Raw genomic sequence first — 15,991 nt, 5'->3', positions numbered from 1 at the left:
CCGGCTGACGTCGGACGTTCCCCTTGCATCTGGCGGGCTTATCGCGCCGCCTCGATCGATTGTCTAGAATTCGTCACGTGCAATCGATCAGATTTCGTTAAGCGGAAGGTCGGCTCCGCGTCTCACCTGCCAAGTCTTCTAAGCGCCCGCGAAGCATCTGCAGAATTCCGGAAAAGTCCTTAGTTCCATATCCGAGGCGTTCGAATAGGGCATAGAGTCCCTCCGCCTGCGCTCCCATCGGCGCTGCCGCGCCCGCCGAGGCGGCGGCCTGCTGGGCCAATTTCAAGTCTTTCAGCATCATGGCCGTGGCGAAGCCGCCCTCATATCCGCGGTTCGACGGCGCGGCCTCCACCGGCCCCGGCCAGGGGTAATAGCTGGTGATCGACCAGCACTGGCCAGAAGACTTCGAGGCGATCTCGAAGAACCGCTCCGGGTCGAGTCCGAGCTTCTCCGCCAGGGCGATGGCCTCGCACACCCCGATCATCGAGACGCCCAGGACCATGTTGTTGCAGATCTTGGCCGCCTGGCCCGCGCCATGGTCGCCGGCCCGGATCACCGCCCGCGCCATCGGCTGGAGCGCCGCCTCGACTTCCGCGAAATCGGCTTCGTCGCAACCGACCATGAAGGCGAGGGTTCCGGCGTCCGCGCCCGCCGTCCCACCGGAAACCGGAGCGTCGGCGAAGCAGAAGCCCTGGGCCCTCGCCTGCCCGGCCACCGCGCGGGCGCTTTCGACATCGATGGTCGAACAATCGATCAGGAGGGCGCTTTTCGGCGCATTCGGCAGCACGTCATCAACGTAGACCGCGCGCACGTGCGGCCCGGCCGGGAGCATGGTGATCACGACGTCCGCGCCCGCCACCGCCTCGGCGACCGTGGCGGCGGGTATGCAGCCCCCCGCCCCCGCCCGTTCCAGGGCCTGCGCCGACAGGTCGAAGGCGGCCACCTGACGGCCGGCCTTCGCCTGGTTGACGGCCATGCCGCCGCCCATGTTTCCAAGGCCGATGAAAGCGACGCGCATGACGCTCGATCCCTAGTTCGGCTTCTGGAACTTGTAGATGAACTGGTCGGTCTTGCCGCGGATCTCCGGGTCGAACACCTTGCCGGTCTTCGGATCGTCGGGGTTGCGGATGGCGTTGCTCTCGCCGACGAACTTGAAGCCCGCCGCCTCGACCTCGCGCTTCACCACCGCCGGATCGATCCGGTGCAGGGTGTCGGCCACCTCGATCGGCGCGCCGGCGGCCGCCGTATGGTCGATGATCAGCAGCACGCCGCCGGGATTGAGCGCATCGTAGAGATGCTTGTTCACCTGGGCGACGTCCAGGTTCCGGCTGGCCAGGTGGAAGTCGTGATAGTTCTGGGCGGTGAAGATCAGGTCCACCGGCTCGGGGAAATTCAAGGCCGGAGGGTTCATCACCACGACCTGGACATTGCCCTTTTCCAGCGCGGCCTTGGACTTTTCCTCGGCGCTGGCCGAAACGCCCGCATAGACCTTGCCCTGCGGCCCGACCGCGGCGCTCAGCAGGCGGGTGAAATAGCCGCCGCCGGGCAGGAGTTCGCCGACCTTCTCCCCGGCCTTCACCCCGGCGAATTCGAGCACCTCGGCCGGCTTGCGCGCCGCGTCGCGCGTCTTGTCGGCGTCCGGACGGTCCGGCGCGGCCACGGCCGCAGCGATGTTGGCGGGAGGCGCGGCGTGGACGCCGGTCGCGCAGAGGGTCAGGGCCGCGGCGGCGGCCATCAGCAGGTGGCGGGTCATGTCTCGTCTCCTCCCCGGCGCACCTTGATGGCGCCGTTCCAGCTTCAAGTTAGGGGCGACCACTCCTCGGGGGAAGGAAGCGGTGCGAAAATCGCATCCAGCATGGCCTCGGTCACGCCGTCCGGGGTCAGCGGGTCCCATCTGGGCGCCTGGTCCTTGTCGACGATCACCGCGCGCACCCCCTCGATGAAGTCGTGCCGCTGCACCACCCGGGCGCCGATCCGGTATTCCATCGTCATGTTTTCGGCGAAAGATCCCAGGTTCCTGCCGATCCGGAGCTGGCGCAGGGCGACCTTCATGGTCTGCGGCGACTTGGTCGCCATGACCGCAAGCTGCTCGCTCGCCCACTCCGACCCCGAGGCCCGCAGCGCCGCCAGGATGTCCTCCAGCCGGTCGTGGCCGAACGCCTGGTCGATCTCGTCCCGATGCGCCGCCAGCGGCGGAGGGCCGGCGTCGGCCGCGAACCGCGCCAGCGCCGCCTCGATCTGCGCAGGCGCGGCGACGATCGCCGCCTTGAGCGCTTCGACGTCGGCACTCGCCACATGATGGGTCGCCACCCCAGCCAGTTCGCAGTCGGCCGCCTTGATCCGCCCACCGGTCAGGGCCAGCCACGTCCCGATCTCGCCAGGCATCCGCGGCAGGAACCAGCCGCCGCCGACATCGGGGAAAAGGCCGATCCCGGTCTCGGGCATGGCGAAGGTTGTCCGCTCGGTCGCCACCCGATAGCGCGCGGGCATCGACAGCCCGACGCCGCCGCCCATGGTCACCCCGTCCATGACGACCGCCACCGGCTTGGGATATTCGAACAGCAGATGGTTCAGGCGGTATTCGACGAAGAAGAACGCCCGCGCGGCCTTGCCGCCGCCCGCCCCGCTCTCGGCCAGCATGCGGATGTCGCCGCCGGCGCAGAACCCTCGCTCGCCCGCATGGTCCAGCAGCACCAGCTCCACGGTCGGGTCGTCGCGCCAGGCCAGCAGCGCATCGGTCATCGCCTGGCACATGGCCTGGTCCAGCGCGTGCAGGGCCTTGGGGCGGTTCAGGGTGATCCGGCCGACACGGCCCTCGATGCGGGTCAGAACGTCTTGCGTCATAGTGGCCTTACAGTCATTGGCGGAACATCTCGCGGGCGATGATCACCCGCATGATCTCGTTGGTCCCTTCGAGAATCTGGTGGACCCGCAGGTCGCGGACGACCCGCTCCAGCGGATAGTCCTTCAGATACCCATAGCCGCCGTGCAGTTGCAGCGCCTGGTTGGCGATCTCGAAGCCCGCATCGGTCGCGAAGCGCTTGGCCATGGCGCACAGCCTGGTCGCCTGGGGATCGCGCCGGTCGAGCGCGTCGGCCGCCCGCCGCACCATCAGCCGCGCGGCCTCCAGCTCGGTGGCCATGTCGGCGATCTTGAACTGCAGGGCCTGGAACTCGGCCAGCGGCCTTCCGAACTGCCGACGCTCGGTCATGTAGGCCTGGGCGGTGTCGAGCGCGAAGGCCGCCCCGCCCAGAGAGCATGAGGCGATGTTCAATCGCCCGCCGTCCAGCCCCATCATGGCGAAGCGGAAGCCTTCGCCTTCCTGACCGATCCGGTTCTCCGCAGGCACGCGGACATTGTCGAAATTGACCTGGGCGGTCGGCTGGGCGTTCCAGCCCATCTTCCGCTCCTGCGCGCCGAACGACAGACCAGGCGTTCCCGCCTCCACCACGATCGCCGAGACGCCCTTGGCCCCGGCCTCGCCGGTGCGGGCCATCACCACATAGAGGTCCGAGACGCCGCCGCCGGAAATGAAGGCCTTGGAGCCGTTCAGCACGTAATGGTCGCCCTCGAGCCGCGCCGTGGTGCGCAGGGCCGCCGCATCCGATCCCGAGCCCGGTTCGGTCAGGCAGTAGCTGGCGACCAACTCCATCGTCGTCAGCCGTGGGAGATATCTGCGCCGCAACTCGTCGGACCCGAACCGGTCGATCATCCACGAGGCCATGTTGTGGATGGTGAGGTAGGCCGCGCTCGCCACGTCGCCATAGCTCAGCGCCTCGAACACGATCGAGGCGTCCAGCCGCGTCAGGGCCGACCCGCCCACGTCCTCGCCGATATAGATGCCGGCGAATCCCAGCGCCGCGGCCTTGCGCAGGACCTCGACGGGAAAGTGCCGGGTTTCATCCCAGGCCGCCGAGTTCGGGGCGAGTTCGGCCTGTGCGAACACCCTCGCCGCCTCCTCTATCGCCCGCTGATCGTCGGAGAGGGTGAAATCCATCGCTCGCTCCCGATTTCGAGGGGCCGACTTGAGCAAGTCGCGCGGCTGGCGCAAGGTGTCAACGGCGCCACTGGGTGAGGGCGCGCCGAAGCCGAGGTCGTGGCATGGCTGTTCAGTCGGTCGACGGACGCATCAGCGATTCAGCCCGCAGCCTCGCCGTCATCAACTACGCCCTGCTGTTCTCGTCGGTGTTCTTCGCCGGGGTGCCGGCGGTGATCGCCGCGGTGATCGCCTATTCCCAGCGCGACGAAGCCACGCCGCAGCTCGCCTCGCATCACGACTTCCAGATCCGCATCTTCTGGGTGGCGTTCGGCCTGGCCCTGGCGGCGGGCGTCTGCTTCCTCGGCGCCATGCTCAACATCGTCGGCGAGGTCTATCAGGTCACCAGCCTGGACGCCTGGAGCAGCCGCGAGCAGGTGCATGTGAACCTGGCCGACATCGCCTTCGACAAGACCCTGGTCGCGCTCATCGCCGGGACGGGCCTGTTCTCGGCGCTTGGGGGGCTCTGGCTGATGATCGCGCCCGCCGTCGGCTTCATCAGGCTTGCGTCCGGGCGGAGTATGGGTCACAGCGCCGGTTCATGAGCCTGCCCCCCCTCGCCCCCTACCCCGCCCTGCGTCTTCGCCGCCTGCGTCAGGCCGACTGGATCCGCCGCCTGGTCCGCGAGAGCGTCCTCACCCCGGCCGACCTGATCTGGTCGATGGTGGTGCACGAGGGCGAGGGCGAGGTTCCCGTCGCCTCCATGCCCGGCTTCTCGCGCCTGTCGGTCAAGCAATGCGCGGCCGCGGCGGTCGAGGCCAGGAAGCTGGGCGTCCCGGCCATCGCCATCTTCCCGCACATCGACGGCGCCAAGAAGGACGCCGCCGGTTCTCTGGCCGCCGATCCGAACGGCCTCGTCTCCCAGGCAGTCAAGGCGATGAAGGACGCCGCCCCCGAGGTCGGGATCATGTGCGACGTCGCCCTCGACCCCTTCACCGACCACGGCCACGACGGAATCATCGAGAACGGCCAGATCGCCAACGACGCCACCATCGAACGTCTGGTCGAACAGGCCCTGGTCCAAGCCAGGGCCGGCTGCGACATCCTCGCCCCGTCCGACATGATGGACGGCCGTTGCGCGGCGCTGCGCACGGCGCTGGAGGCCGAGGGCCTGCAGAACGCGATGATCATGTCCTACGCCGCGAAATACGCCTCGGCCTTCTACGGCCCCTATCGCGACGCCATCGGCTCGGGAAAGCTCGGCACGGCCGGCCCCGCCGACAAGAAGACCTACCAGATGGACCCGGCCAACACCGAAGAGGCCCTGCGCGAAGTCGCCCTCGACATCGCCGAAGGCGCCGACATGGTCATGGTCAAGCCTGGCATGCCCTATCTCGACATCGTCAGCCGCGTGGTCGAGGCCTTCGATATGCCGACCTTCGCGTTCCAGGTCTCGGGCGAGTACGCCATGATCATGGCCGCCGCCCAGAACGGCTGGATCGACGAGGAGCGCGCAATCCTTGAAAGCCTCGGCGGCTTCAAACGCGCCGGCGCCGCCGGAATCATCACCTACTTCGCCCCGCGCGCCGCGCGGATGCTGGGGGCCTGAGATCGCCCCGACGGCGGCGAAAGGCCTCTATTTCTCCAGCCGCGCGACCAGGCTGGAGGTGTCCCAGCGATTGCCGCCCATGGCCTGGACCTCGGCGTAATAGCCGTCGACCAGGGCGGTGACGTCGAGCCTGGCGCCGTTGACTGCGGCCTCGTCCAGCACCAGGCCGAGGTCCTTGCGCATCCAGTCGACGGCGAAGCCGAAGTCGAAGCGGTTTTCGGCCATGGTGGTCCAGCGGTTGTCCATCTGCCAGGACTGGGCCGCGCCCTTGGAGATCGCTGCGGCCACCTCCAGCGGGTCCAGCCCCGCCCGCTTGGCGAAATGCATCGCCTCGGCCAGGCCCTGCACCAGGCCGGCGATGCAGATCTGGTTGACCATCTTGGTGAGCTGGCCCGAGCCCGGCGGCCCCATCAGCCGGCTGGCCTTGGCGTAGGCCGCCATCACCGGTTCGGCCCGTTCGTAGGCGGCAGGTTCGGCCCCGCACATGATGGTGAGTTGCCCGGCCTCCGCTCCGGCCTGGCCGCCGGAGACCGGAGCGTCCACGAAGCTGCGGCCGCTCTCCTGGGCGAGGGCCGCCATCTCCCGCGCCACCTTGGCCGAGGTGGTGGTGTGGTCGACGATCACCCCGCTGGACGCCATGCCCGGCAAGGCCTGCCGCACCACGCCGCGCACGTCCTCGTCGTTCCCGACGCACAGGAATACGATTTCGGCGCCCCGGGCGGCCTCGGCGATGCTCGCAGCCGCACGGCCGTCATGGGCCTGAGCCCACCGTTCGGCCTTGGCGGGACTGCGGTTGAAGACGGCGACGTCGTGACCGGCCCTGGCCAGGTGCCCGGCCATCGGAAAGCCCATTACGCCCAGTCCCACGAACGCGACCTGCATCGCAGCTTCCCTTTCCACTCAACGCCATCTTAACGGCCTTGGCCGTATCAGGCCCTGATATCAGGGCTTGCAAGGTAGAACACCATGGCGATGGGCGAAGCGCCTATCCTGATCAAGAAGGTCAAGAAGAGCCACGGGCACGCCCATCACGGCGGCGCCTGGAAGGTCGCTTATGCCGACTTCGTCACCGCCATGATGGCCTTCTTCCTGCTGATGTGGCTGATCAACACCACCAGTCCCGAGCAGAAGCGCGGCATCGCCGACTATTTCGCGCCGGCCAGCGTGTCCGAAACCACCTCCGGCTCCGGCGGCATTCTCGGCGGCACCGCGCTGGGCGACGACGGCGCCAAGGGGGCCGGCTCCCAGGCGATCATCGAGGAGATGGCGCCGGAATCGCGCAATCCCAACGACGGCTCCCAGACCGACGCCGCCAAGGAAATGGCTCCGGAAGCCTCGACCGAGGCGCTGCGCGAGGCGGTGCTGCAACGCGAGGCCGCCGCCTTCGCCTCGGCCGCCGCCTCCCTGCGCCAGGCGCTGCAGGACATGCCCGAACTGGCCGAGCTCTCGAAGAACATCCTGATCGACGTGACGCCCGAAGGCCTGCGCATCCAACTGGTCGACCAGGAAGGCCGCTCGATGTTCGCCACCGGTCGAGCCGAGCCCAACGACCGCGCCAAACTGCTGCTGCGCGCCGTCGCCCGGGTGGTGAACCAGCTGCCCAACCGGGTCAGCATCTCCGGCCACACCAGCATGTCGGCCAACGGCCAGCGCGCCGATGGCGACTGGCAGCTCTCGGCCGCCCGCGCCGACGCCTCGCGCAAGGTGCTGCAATCGGCCGGGGTGGACCCCGACCGCGTCTATCAGGTGTCGGGCAAGGCCAATTCCGAACCGCTATATCCCGACGACCCGACCCTGGCCGGCAATCGCCGCATCGCCATCGTGCTGCTGCGCGAAGCCCCGGTGCTGCCGCCGGATCACGGCCTGCAATGAGGCGTTCGAGCCCCTGACATCTGGGAGCTTGCGCCTGGCGCTCCCATGACGCCTAATCCCTCCAGGCGCAGTTATCGAGAGCCGTCCGTGACGCAGCACTTTCCGACGCGACAGCTCAGGTTCTTCCTGACCGCGCCCAGTCCGTGCCCGTATCTGCCGGACCGTCACGAACGGAAGGTCTTCGCGCACCTGCCGCTGTCCGACGGCGCCAGCGTCAACGACAGCCTGACCCAGGTCGGGTTCCGGCGCTCCCAGAACATCGCCTATCGCCCGGCCTGCGAAAGCTGCTCGGCCTGCGTCTCGGCGCGGATTCCGGCGGGCGACTACATCTTTTCGCGCTCCGAGCGCCGCGTGCTGTCGCGCAACGACGACCTCGAACGCCACCTGGTCGAGGCCGAGGCGACCATGGAGCAGTTCGACCTGCTCCGCCGCTACCTCACCACGCGCCATGCCGACGGCGGCATGGCCGAGATGACCTGGCCCGACTATGTCGCCATGGTCGAGGACACCGCCGTCCGCACCCACATCATCGAGTACCGCGAGCGCTCGAAGGACGGCGGCCCCGGCGACCTCGTCGCCTGCACCCTGGTCGACCTGATGAACGACGGGCTCAGCCTGGTCTATTCGTTCTACGACCCGGCCCTGACCCGGCGCAGCCTCGGCTCCTTCATGATCCTCGACCACGTGACCCAGGCGCGGATCACCGGCATCCCCTACGTCTATCTCGGCTACTGGGTGCGGGGCTCTGAGAAGATGGACTACAAGATCCGCTTTTCTCCGATCGAACTGCTGCGGCCCGAAGGCTGGTCGCTGATGTCGGCCCGCGACCGCCACCGCGCCGCCACGCCCTGATCTCGTCGCCCAGCTATCCCCACGCTGGCGCAACTATCCCCAGGACCGCCGCCCTGGCTGCGTCGACCGCGTACGGCCCGCTTGGTAAACATCGCCCCGTGTTTCAGTTGACCGGACCTCGCGCATGACGCGGCAGCTTCGCCTGAGCCTCAAGCGCCCGCCGTCCCACGCCCGCGCCGACTTCGTCGAAGGCCCGTCGAACGCCCAGGCGCGCGCGGCCCTGGACGCCTGGCCGGCCTGGCCTGGCGGAGCCCTGGTGCTGTTCGGGCCCGAAGGCGTGGGCAAGTCCCACCTGGCGCACGGCTGGGCGGAGGCGCGCCAGGCGCTGCCCCTCGACCGCCAGACGCCCGACCCGGAGGCCGCCGCGGGCCGCGCCGTGCTGCTGGAGGACGTCGACCAGGGAATGGACGACGAGGCGCTCTTCCACCTCATCAACATGGCCGGGCGCGAGGGCGCCAGCCTGCTGATGACCGCGCGCGAAGCCCCCGCCGCCTGGCGCGCGGGCCTGCCGGACCTGCGCTCGCGCCTCAACGCCCTCTTCGTCGCCGAAATGGAGGCGCCCGACGACGAAGTGCTGGAAGGCGTACTTCGCAAATTCTTCCGCGAACGGAACATTCGTCCGCCGAAGGATGTCTATCCATATCTTCTACGGCGCATGGAGCGGTCTATTCCATACGCCCGCGAAATCGTGAGGCGGCTGGATGAAGCCGCCGATGATGAACAACGCCCTATTTCGCGCACACTTGCGCGACAGATTCTTGACAATGATATGGAGAATCTTGACCTTTTCGACTGAACACTTGCGGCTCTTACTTGGGTGGTCCAGAACCGCCCCATGCCGAACGATGTGCAGTCCATGACCTACGCCGCTCCCCCGCCGCAGGCCGGCGAGGCCCAGCCCCTGGCGCTCGACGCCGACCTCCTCGCCTCGCCCGAGCGCTTCTTCAACCGCGAGATCTCGTGGCTGGCCTTCAACGAGCGCGTGCTCGACGAGAGCAAGAACCCGCGCCATCCGTTGCTTGAGCGCCTGCGGTTCCTGTCGATCTCGGCCAACAATCTCGACGAATTCTACATGGTGCGCGTGGCCGGTCTGAAGGCCCAGGCGCGCGAGGGCGTGCGGGTGGTCTCGCAGGACGGCCTGACCCCTGCCGAGCAGTTGGTGCGCGTCAACGCCGAGGCCGCCAACCTGATGGCCGACCAGCAGTCGCAATGGCGCGGCCTGCGCCGGGAGCTGGCCGACGAAGGCCTGACCGTGGTGATGTCCGAAGACGTCACGCCGTCCGAGAAACAGGCCCTGGAGGCGGTCTTCCTGTCGCGGATCTTCCCGGTCCTGACTCCGCTGGCCATCGACCCGGCCCATCCCTTCCCGTTCATCCCGAACCTCGCCTTCTCCATCGTACTGAAGCTCAAGCGCGTGTCGGACGGGCGGTTGCTCTACGCCCTGGTGCCGATCCCGGCCCAGGTGGCGCGGTTCTGGGAGCTGCCCGCCGCTCCCAGCCGCCGCAAGCGGCCCGAACGCCGCTTCATCAGCCTGGAAAGCCTGGTGGCGATGTTCCTCGACCATCTGTTCCCCGACAGCGAGGTCGACGCCCTGGGGGTCATCCGCCTGATCCGCGACAGCGACGTCGAGATCGAGGAAGAGGCCGAGGACCTGGTGCGCGAGTTCGAGGTGCGCCTCAAGCAGCGCCGCCTGGGTTCGGTCGTGCGGGTGGAGATCGAGGCGGCCATGCCGCAGGATCTGCGCGCCTTCATCGTCGAGAACCTGCACGCCAAGGAAGAGGACATCATCCTCATCGACGGCCTGCTGGGCCTGGACGAACTCTCCCAGCTCATTCCCTCCAACCGCCCGGACCTGAAGTTCAAGCCGTTCGAGGCCCGCTTCCCCGAGCGTATCCGCGACCACGGCGGCGACTGCTTCGCGGCCATCCGCGACAAGGACATCCTGGTCCACCACCCGTTCGAGAGCTTCGACGTGGTGGTGCAGTTCATCCGCCAGGCCGCGCGCGACCCCAACGTGCTGGCCATCAAGCAGACGCTCTATCGCACCTCGTCGGACAGCCCGATCGTCGCGGCCCTCATCGAGGCGGCCGAGAACGGCAAGAACGTCACCGCCCTGGTCGAGATCAAGGCCCGCTTCGACGAGGAGGCGAACCTGAAATGGGCGCGGGACCTGGAACGCGCCGGCGTCCACGTCGTCTTCGGCTTCGTGGAGTACAAGACCCACGCCAAGCTCTCGATGGTGGTGCGCAAGGAGGGCGACCAGCTCCGTACCTACTGCCACTTCGGGACGGGCAACTATCACCCGGTCACGGCGCGCATCTATACCGACCTGTCGCTGTTCACCTGCGATCCGGCGCTGGGCCGCGACTCGGCCAGGCTGTTCAACTTCATCACCGGCTACGCCCGGCCCGAGCACCTGGAAAAGCTGTCGCCCTCGCCGCTGACCATGAAGGCCGACCTGCTGACCTTCATCATGCGCGAGGTCCAGGCCGCCCGCGAAGGCAAGCCCGCCGGCATCTGGGCCAAGCTCAACTCGCTGGTCGACCCGGTCGTCATCGACGCGCTCTACGAAGCCAGCCAGGCCGGGGTGCCGATCGACCTGGTGATCCGCGGCATCTGCTGCCTGCGGCCGGGCGTGCCGGGCCTGTCGGAGAACATCCGCGTCAAGTCGATCGTCGGGCGCTTCCTGGAGCATGCGCGGATCGTCGCCTTCGCCAACGGCGCGCCCATGCCCTCGGGAGAGAACCGCGTGTTCATCTCCTCGGCCGACTGGATGCCGCGCAATCTCGACCGCCGCGTCGAGTGCCTGACCCCGGTCGAGAACCCGACCGTGCACCAGCAGGTGCTGCAACAGATCATGGTCGCCAACCTGAAGGACGAAGCACAAAGCTGGACGCTCGATGCGGACGGCCGCTATACCCGGGACCCGTCATGGGACCACCCGGGCGCCTTCTCAGCGCACGAGTACTTCATGACCAATCCCAGCCTTTCCGGCCGGGGGCAGAAGGTGAAGGACATGCCGCGCGCAATCGATCATGTGGCCCCGCGCGGATAGCCGGCTGGGCGATCACGACCTGGCCCGGCGTTCGGACCAAGGCTCCCGACAGACCGCCGTCATCGACGTCGGCTCCAACTCCGTGCGCCTGGTCATCTACCGGATCGAGGGGCGCTCGATCTGGACGATCTTCAATGAAAAGGCCCTGGCGGGCCTCGGCCGCAACCTGCCCGCGACCGGCCGGCTCTCGCCTGAAGGGGTGGAGACCGCCATCGCCGCCCTGCGCCGCTTCCGGGTGGCGCTCAGCGGCTGGGACCACGCCGACATCGTCGCCGTCGCCACCGCCGCGGTGCGCGAAGCCTCCGACGGCCCGCAGTTCCTGGCCCGCGTCGAGAGCGAGACCGGCTTTCGCCTGCGCGTCCTCTCCGGCGCCGAGGAGGCCCGCTACGCCGCCCTGGGGGTGATCGCCGGCCAGCCTGACGCCGCCGGGGTCGTCGGCGACCTCGGCGGCTCCAGCCTCGAACTGGTCCACCTGGACCCCGACGCCCCCTCCGGCGGCGTCACCCTGCCGCTCGGCCCCTTCGCCCTCGGCGCGCCCAAGACCCTCGACATCGACAAGGTCCGCAAGGTCGTCGACAACCGCCTCGACAAGGCCGCGCTCAGTTTCCGCACCCGCGAGTTCCATGCCGTCGGCGGCGCCTGGCGCAACCTCGCCCTGCTGCACATGGAGATGTCCGACTATCCGCTGCGCGTGGCCCATCAGTACGAGATGAGCCGCTCGGACGCCGTCGACGTCGCCCGCTTCGTCGCCCGCCAGTCGAAGAACAGCCTGGAACGGATGCAGGGCCTGTCGAAAAAACGCTTCGACACCCTGCCCTATTCGGCCCTGGTCCTCGACGCCCTGATCCATCGGCTGGGCGTCGAGCGGATCGTCATTTCCGCCTATGGCCTGCGCGAGGGCCTGCTGCTGGAGGCGATGACGCCGGAAGACGCCGCCCGCGACCCACTGATCGAGGGTTGCGAGGCCCTGACCGCAGTGCGCGGTCTTTCCACCCATCTGGGCCTTGCCCTGCAGGACTGGCTGCAGCCGGCCTTCGAGCGCCTGTCGCCCGCGTTCGGCGCCCGCGAGCCGATCCTGATCGCCGCGGCCTGCCGCCTCGCCGACCTCGGCGCGCGGCTGCACCCCGACCATCGCGGCGAACTGGCCTTCGAGCAGGTGTTGCGCGCGCCCATCGCGGGCATGAGCCACGCCGAGCGGGCCTTCCTCGCCTGCGCCGTCTTCGCGCGCCATTCGTCGGCCCCCAACACCCCGGACCAGACCACCGTCGCCAAGGTGCTCTCCAACGAGCGGCGCCAGCGCGCGCGCGCCCTGGGCGCAGCCATCCGCCTGGGCTGCGACCTTTCCGGCCGCAATCCCGGCCTGCTGCCGCATTCGCGGCTGGCGATCGAGGGCGAGCGCCTGACCCTCACCACCGATCCCGACTGGCGCGACATGCTGCTGGGCGAGCAGACCGCCAAGCGCGCCCAGACCCTCGCCCAGGCCCTGCGCCTCAAGCTCCAGGTGGGCTGACACCGATCCGACACGGCTCCGTCATGCGCCCGTGACCAATCGCGCCGATGAACACGCCTTCCATAGGCGAGCGAACGGGACCGGTGACAATGGGCGAGAGGACTTTGTCTGCATTTCGGGGCGCGTTCGGCGGCCTTCTCGCCGCCAGCATGCTCTGCGCCGTCGCGGCGCCCGCTCATGCGGCGGAGCGGGCCCGCAACGTCATCCTCTTCATCGGCGACGGCATGGGCGTCTCGACCCTGACCGCCGCGCGAATCTACGAGGGCCAGAGGCGGGGCGCCGACGGCGCGTCCAACCTGCTGCCGTTCGAGCGTTTCCCGGACCTGGCCTTGGTGCGCACCTATTCGGCAGACAACCTGGTGACCGATTCCGCAGCAAGCGCCTCGGCCCTGCTGACCGGACGCCGCACCCTCAATGGCGCACTCGGCGTCACCGACGAGATCGCCTTGGCCGACTGCGCTTCGGCCATGGGCCGGCAGGTCCCGACCCTGGCCGAGGAGGCCAAGCAGGCCGGCCTGGCGGTCGGGGTGGTCACGACCGCAGCGATCACCGACGCCACCCCCGCCTCGCTCTACGCCCACACGCCCTCGCGCCGTTGGCAGTCGGACGCCGATATGCCCCCCGAAGCCGTCGAAGGCGGCTGCGTCGACATCGCCCGCCAGATGCTCGACCGGCCGGACGCCGCCCGGTTCGACGTCATGCTGGGCGGTGGGAGCGCCAATTTCGTCTCCGAGGACGGCAAGCGCATGGACGGCCGCGACCTCGTCGCCGAGTGGCGTAAGACCGGCGGGGCCTATGTCGCCACCGGTTCGGAGCTGAAGGCCCTGCCCCCTGGGACGAGCCGGCTGCTCGGCCTCTTCGCCCCCAACAACATGATGCGCGAAAGCGTGCGCCGCTCGACCGACACCGACGCGCCGCGCCTGGTCGACATGACCACGCGGGCCATCGAGATCCTGCGCAGGAACAAACAAGGCTATTTCCTGATGGTCGAGGGCGCGCTGATCGACAAGTCCCACCATGTCAGCCTCGCCGCGGATGCGCTGAACGAGACGGTGGAATTCGCCGAGGCAGTCGCCGCAGCCGCGGCCATGACCGATCCGAAGGACACCCTGATCATCGTGACGGCCGACCATAGCCACGGCCTGACCTTGAACGGCGGCAAGCGCGACACCCCGATCCTCGGCGTGCTCCAGGGGACGGACGACGATCCTCCGGTGGCCCTGGACGGCCGGCCCGTTCCGATCCTGATGTACGCCACCGGCCCAGGCGCGCCGGGCCCCGACGAGCCCCGCTCCGTCCCGACCGAAGCGGACATGGCCGATCCCGATCGCCTGACCTACGCCGCCATCCCCCTGCCCAGCGCGGCCCACACCGGCGAAGACGTCGCCGCCTACGCCCGCGGCCCAGGCGCCAGCCAGATCCGCGGGCTGATGGACCAGCCCGGCGTCCATCGGGCGATGCGCCAGGCGCTCGGACTCGGGAAATAGACGCCCAACAGCAAGAAGGCGGCGCTGGGGTCGCCCCGCAGCGTCGCCTTCATTTCAGATCCCGGGGGGACCTGAGGCCGCAAGGTCTTCTGAGTTTCAGAACCTGGCGAGATCGCTCTGGCCGGCCTGCCTCTCGATGTGGCGTCCTTCGCCGCCGCTTCGGGTCGCCCCGATCCAGCGTCTTCCAGAGCCTTCCGCCCGCTTTTCGGTCCGGTCTCCCGGTCCGCCGCGCCGCGTCTCCTTTCGACAGGTTCAGGCTCGCGCCGATCCGGCCTCCTGGCAAGCGTCCAGCACGCTCCATCGACCGGCGTTCGGTGGAAAGGCGGTGGGCGGATCGGTGGAGAAGTCGCGTCAGGTCAAGCAGGACAAGGCGGCGAAACCATCCACAGTTTCGTAGCCAGCTGCCTTGAGGCTTACTCCGCCGCCTCGGCGGTCCTGGCCTTCGGCGCCCGGCGCACCTCGACGACCCGCACGCGCGTCCCGTCCAGCACCAGGGCCAGTTCGCCGCGCTTCAGCCGCAGGGCGTCCTCGCCGAACGCCTCGCGCCGCCAGCCGCTCAGGGCCTGGGTCTTGGCGTTGTCGTCATTGGCGATCTGCTCCAGGTCCGAGACCGTGGCGATCAGCTTGGAGGCGACGCCCGCATCCTCCGAGCGCGCCTTCAGCAACACCTTCAACAGCTCGACCACCGCGCCCGCGGCCGGCGAGGCCTGGTGCCGGGTCTTTTCGATCACCGGGGCGTAACTCTCCGGGTCCTTCAGCGCCTCGCGCACCGCCGCCAGCAGGTCGGGGCCGAACCGCGAGCCCGAGAAACCCTTGGGCACCGAGCGCAGGCGATCCAGCGCGTCGGCGTCGGTCGGGGCTTGGGTGGCGATCTCGTCGATGGCGTCGTCCTTCAGGATGCGGCCGCGCGGCTGGTCGCGCAGTTGGGCCGTGCGCTCGCGCCAGGCCGCCACCGCCTTGAAGATCGCCAGGTACTTGGCCGTATGCCGCCGCGGCTTCAGCCGTTTCCAGGCGTTGTCCGGGCTGACGTCGTACATCGCAGGATCGGTCAGGCCCTGCATCTCGTCCACGACCCAGGCCAGCCGGCCTTCCTTCTCCAGCCGCGCGCGCAGCATCGGATAGAGCTTGGCCAGGTGCGTCACGTCGCCCACGGCGTAGTGAAGCTGGGCCTCGGTCAGCGGCCGCCGCGCCCAGTCGGTGAAGCGCGACGACTTGTCGATCTCCACTTTCAGCATCTGGCGCACCAGGGCGTCATAGGCGATCTGCTCACCAAAGCCCGCAGCCATGCCCGCCACCTGGGTGTCGAACAACGGCGTCGGCATGGCGTTGAGGTTATTGAAGATTTCCACGTCCTGCCGGGCGGCGTGGAACACCTTTTCGATGGCAGGATCGCGCAGGACCGCCAAGAACGGCTCGAGGTCGATCCCATCGGCCAGCGGGTCGATCACCGCCTCGGCGTTGGGGGATGCGGCCTGGATGAGGCAGAGTTTCGGCCAGTAGGTGGTCTCGCGCATGAACTCGGTGTCCACGGCGACGAAGGGCTGGCCTTTGATCTTGTCGCAGAACGCCTGGAGTTCGGCGGTAGTTGTAATCGGCGTCATCAAGTAGCTATACGCTCGCGCAAGGCCGA

The 15,991-nt window shown here is 68.6% G+C and carries 14 protein-coding genes; 8 read left to right on the top strand and 6 right to left on the bottom strand.

Annotation, left to right across the window (positions count from 1 at the left end):
- Window positions 1–97 precede the first annotated feature (97 nt).
- From mmsB to ACE3TL_RS08015, 4 genes are read right to left on the bottom strand one after another with little or no spacing between them, the layout of a single operon-like run.
- Window positions 98–1,018, bottom strand: a complete 921-nt coding sequence (mmsB, locus tag ACE3TL_RS08030) for a 3-hydroxyisobutyrate dehydrogenase (RefSeq protein ID WP_374578189.1) — start codon at window positions 1,016–1,018, stop codon at window positions 98–100.
- Between the two features lie 12 nt (window positions 1,019–1,030).
- The gene (locus ACE3TL_RS08025; protein ID WP_374578188.1) at window positions 1,031–1,753 is read right to left on the bottom strand and encodes a class I SAM-dependent methyltransferase; all 723 of its coding nucleotides are present in this window, start codon (window positions 1,751–1,753) and stop codon (window positions 1,031–1,033) included.
- A gap of 44 nt (window positions 1,754–1,797) precedes the next feature.
- Window positions 1,798–2,844 (bottom strand): enoyl-CoA hydratase/isomerase family protein, encoded by a 1,047-nt coding sequence (locus ACE3TL_RS08020; RefSeq protein WP_374578187.1) that lies wholly within the window; start codon window positions 2,842–2,844, stop codon window positions 1,798–1,800.
- Window positions 2,845–2,857: 13 nt separating this feature from the next.
- Window positions 2,858–3,997 (bottom strand): isobutyryl-CoA dehydrogenase, encoded by a 1,140-nt coding sequence (locus ACE3TL_RS08015; protein ID WP_374578186.1) that lies wholly within the window; start codon window positions 3,995–3,997, stop codon window positions 2,858–2,860.
- A gap of 104 nt (window positions 3,998–4,101) precedes the next feature.
- On the opposite strand from ACE3TL_RS08015, the gene ACE3TL_RS08010 reads away from it, so the two are divergent.
- Together ACE3TL_RS08010 and hemB are read left to right on the top strand one after the other, a co-directional pair.
- Complete coding sequence (locus ACE3TL_RS08010; protein ID WP_374578185.1) at window positions 4,102–4,581, top strand: hypothetical protein; 480 nt, start codon at window positions 4,102–4,104, stop codon at window positions 4,579–4,581.
- Window positions 4,578–5,585 carry a porphobilinogen synthase gene (gene hemB, locus ACE3TL_RS08005; RefSeq protein ID WP_374578184.1) on the top strand — a complete coding sequence of 336 codons (1,008 nt, stop codon included), beginning with the start codon at window positions 4,578–4,580 and terminating at the stop codon, window positions 5,583–5,585. The genes ACE3TL_RS08010 and hemB overlap by 4 nt, the downstream gene beginning before the upstream one ends.
- Before the next feature lie 27 nt (window positions 5,586–5,612).
- Here hemB and ACE3TL_RS08000 read toward each other — a convergent pair whose 3' ends face one another.
- On the bottom strand, window positions 5,613–6,467 hold the full coding sequence (locus tag ACE3TL_RS08000; RefSeq protein WP_374578183.1) for an NAD(P)-dependent oxidoreductase: 855 nt from the start codon (window positions 6,465–6,467) through the stop codon (window positions 5,613–5,615).
- A gap of 84 nt (window positions 6,468–6,551) precedes the next feature.
- On the opposite strand from ACE3TL_RS08000, the gene ACE3TL_RS07995 reads away from it, so the two are divergent.
- From ACE3TL_RS07995 to ACE3TL_RS07970, 6 genes are all read left to right on the top strand, one after another.
- Entirely contained in the window at window positions 6,552–7,457 is a 906-nt protein-coding gene (locus tag ACE3TL_RS07995; RefSeq protein ID WP_374578182.1) for a flagellar motor protein MotB, read from the top strand.
- An 87-nt stretch (window positions 7,458–7,544) separates the two neighbouring features.
- On the top strand, window positions 7,545–8,309 hold the full coding sequence (locus ACE3TL_RS07990) for an arginyltransferase (protein ID WP_374578181.1): 765 nt from the start codon (window positions 7,545–7,547) through the stop codon (window positions 8,307–8,309).
- Window positions 8,310–8,565: 256 nt separating this feature from the next.
- Window positions 8,566–9,105: a chromosomal replication initiator DnaA gene (locus ACE3TL_RS07985; RefSeq protein WP_374578180.1), complete on the top strand. Its 540-nt coding sequence runs from the start codon at window positions 8,566–8,568 to the stop codon at window positions 9,103–9,105.
- Between the two features lie 60 nt (window positions 9,106–9,165).
- On the top strand, window positions 9,166–11,364 hold the full coding sequence (locus tag ACE3TL_RS07980; protein ID WP_374578216.1) for an RNA degradosome polyphosphate kinase: 2,199 nt from the start codon (window positions 9,166–9,168) through the stop codon (window positions 11,362–11,364).
- Window positions 11,345–12,874: a Ppx/GppA family phosphatase gene (locus tag ACE3TL_RS07975; RefSeq protein ID WP_374578179.1), complete on the top strand. Its 1,530-nt coding sequence runs from the start codon at window positions 11,345–11,347 to the stop codon at window positions 12,872–12,874. Before ACE3TL_RS07980 ends, ACE3TL_RS07975 begins: the two co-directional genes overlap by 20 nt.
- 104 nt (window positions 12,875–12,978) lie before the next feature.
- Window positions 12,979–14,361: an alkaline phosphatase gene (locus ACE3TL_RS07970; RefSeq protein ID WP_374578178.1), complete on the top strand. Its 1,383-nt coding sequence runs from the start codon at window positions 12,979–12,981 to the stop codon at window positions 14,359–14,361.
- 413 nt (window positions 14,362–14,774) lie between these two features.
- Here the strand turns inward: ACE3TL_RS07970 and rnd are convergent, their stop codons facing one another.
- Window positions 14,775–15,962, bottom strand: coding sequence for a ribonuclease D (gene rnd, locus ACE3TL_RS07965; protein WP_374578215.1), 1,188 nt, complete (start codon window positions 15,960–15,962; stop codon window positions 14,775–14,777).
- Window positions 15,963–15,991: the final 29 nt, after the last annotated feature.

The organism is Phenylobacterium sp., assembly GCF_041920015.1.
Classification (GTDB): Bacteria; Pseudomonadota; Alphaproteobacteria; order Caulobacterales; family Caulobacteraceae; genus Phenylobacterium.
The sequence above is the reverse complement of the archived record's forward strand: the minus strand, read 5'-3'. Positions and strand labels throughout refer to the sequence as shown.

Excerpts from the sequence above, each read along its gene's own strand:
- mmsB (WP_374578189.1), bottom strand. The coding sequence starts at position 1,018 with ATGCGCGTCGCTTTCATCGGCCTTGGAAACATGGGCGGCGGCATGGCC.
- ACE3TL_RS08025 (WP_374578188.1), bottom strand. The coding sequence starts at position 1,753 with ATGACCCGCCACCTGCTGATGGCCGCCGCCGCGGCCCTGACCCTCTGC.
- ACE3TL_RS08020 (WP_374578187.1), bottom strand. The coding sequence starts at position 2,844 with ATGACGCAAGACGTTCTGACCCGCATCGAGGGCCGTGTCGGCCGGATC.
- ACE3TL_RS08015 (WP_374578186.1), bottom strand. The coding sequence starts at position 3,997 with ATGGATTTCACCCTCTCCGACGATCAGCGGGCGATAGAGGAGGCGGCG.
- ACE3TL_RS08010 (WP_374578185.1), top strand. The coding sequence starts at position 4,102 with ATGGCTGTTCAGTCGGTCGACGGACGCATCAGCGATTCAGCCCGCAGC.
- hemB (WP_374578184.1), top strand. The coding sequence starts at position 4,578 with ATGAGCCTGCCCCCCCTCGCCCCCTACCCCGCCCTGCGTCTTCGCCGC.
- ACE3TL_RS08000 (WP_374578183.1), bottom strand. The coding sequence starts at position 6,467 with ATGCAGGTCGCGTTCGTGGGACTGGGCGTAATGGGCTTTCCGATGGCC.
- ACE3TL_RS07995 (WP_374578182.1), top strand. The coding sequence starts at position 6,552 with ATGGCGATGGGCGAAGCGCCTATCCTGATCAAGAAGGTCAAGAAGAGC.
- ACE3TL_RS07980 (WP_374578216.1), top strand. The coding sequence starts at position 9,166 with ATGACCTACGCCGCTCCCCCGCCGCAGGCCGGCGAGGCCCAGCCCCTG.
- ACE3TL_RS07975 (WP_374578179.1), top strand. The coding sequence starts at position 11,345 with ATGTGGCCCCGCGCGGATAGCCGGCTGGGCGATCACGACCTGGCCCGG.
- rnd (WP_374578215.1), bottom strand. The coding sequence starts at position 15,962 with ATGACGCCGATTACAACTACCGCCGAACTCCAGGCGTTCTGCGACAAG.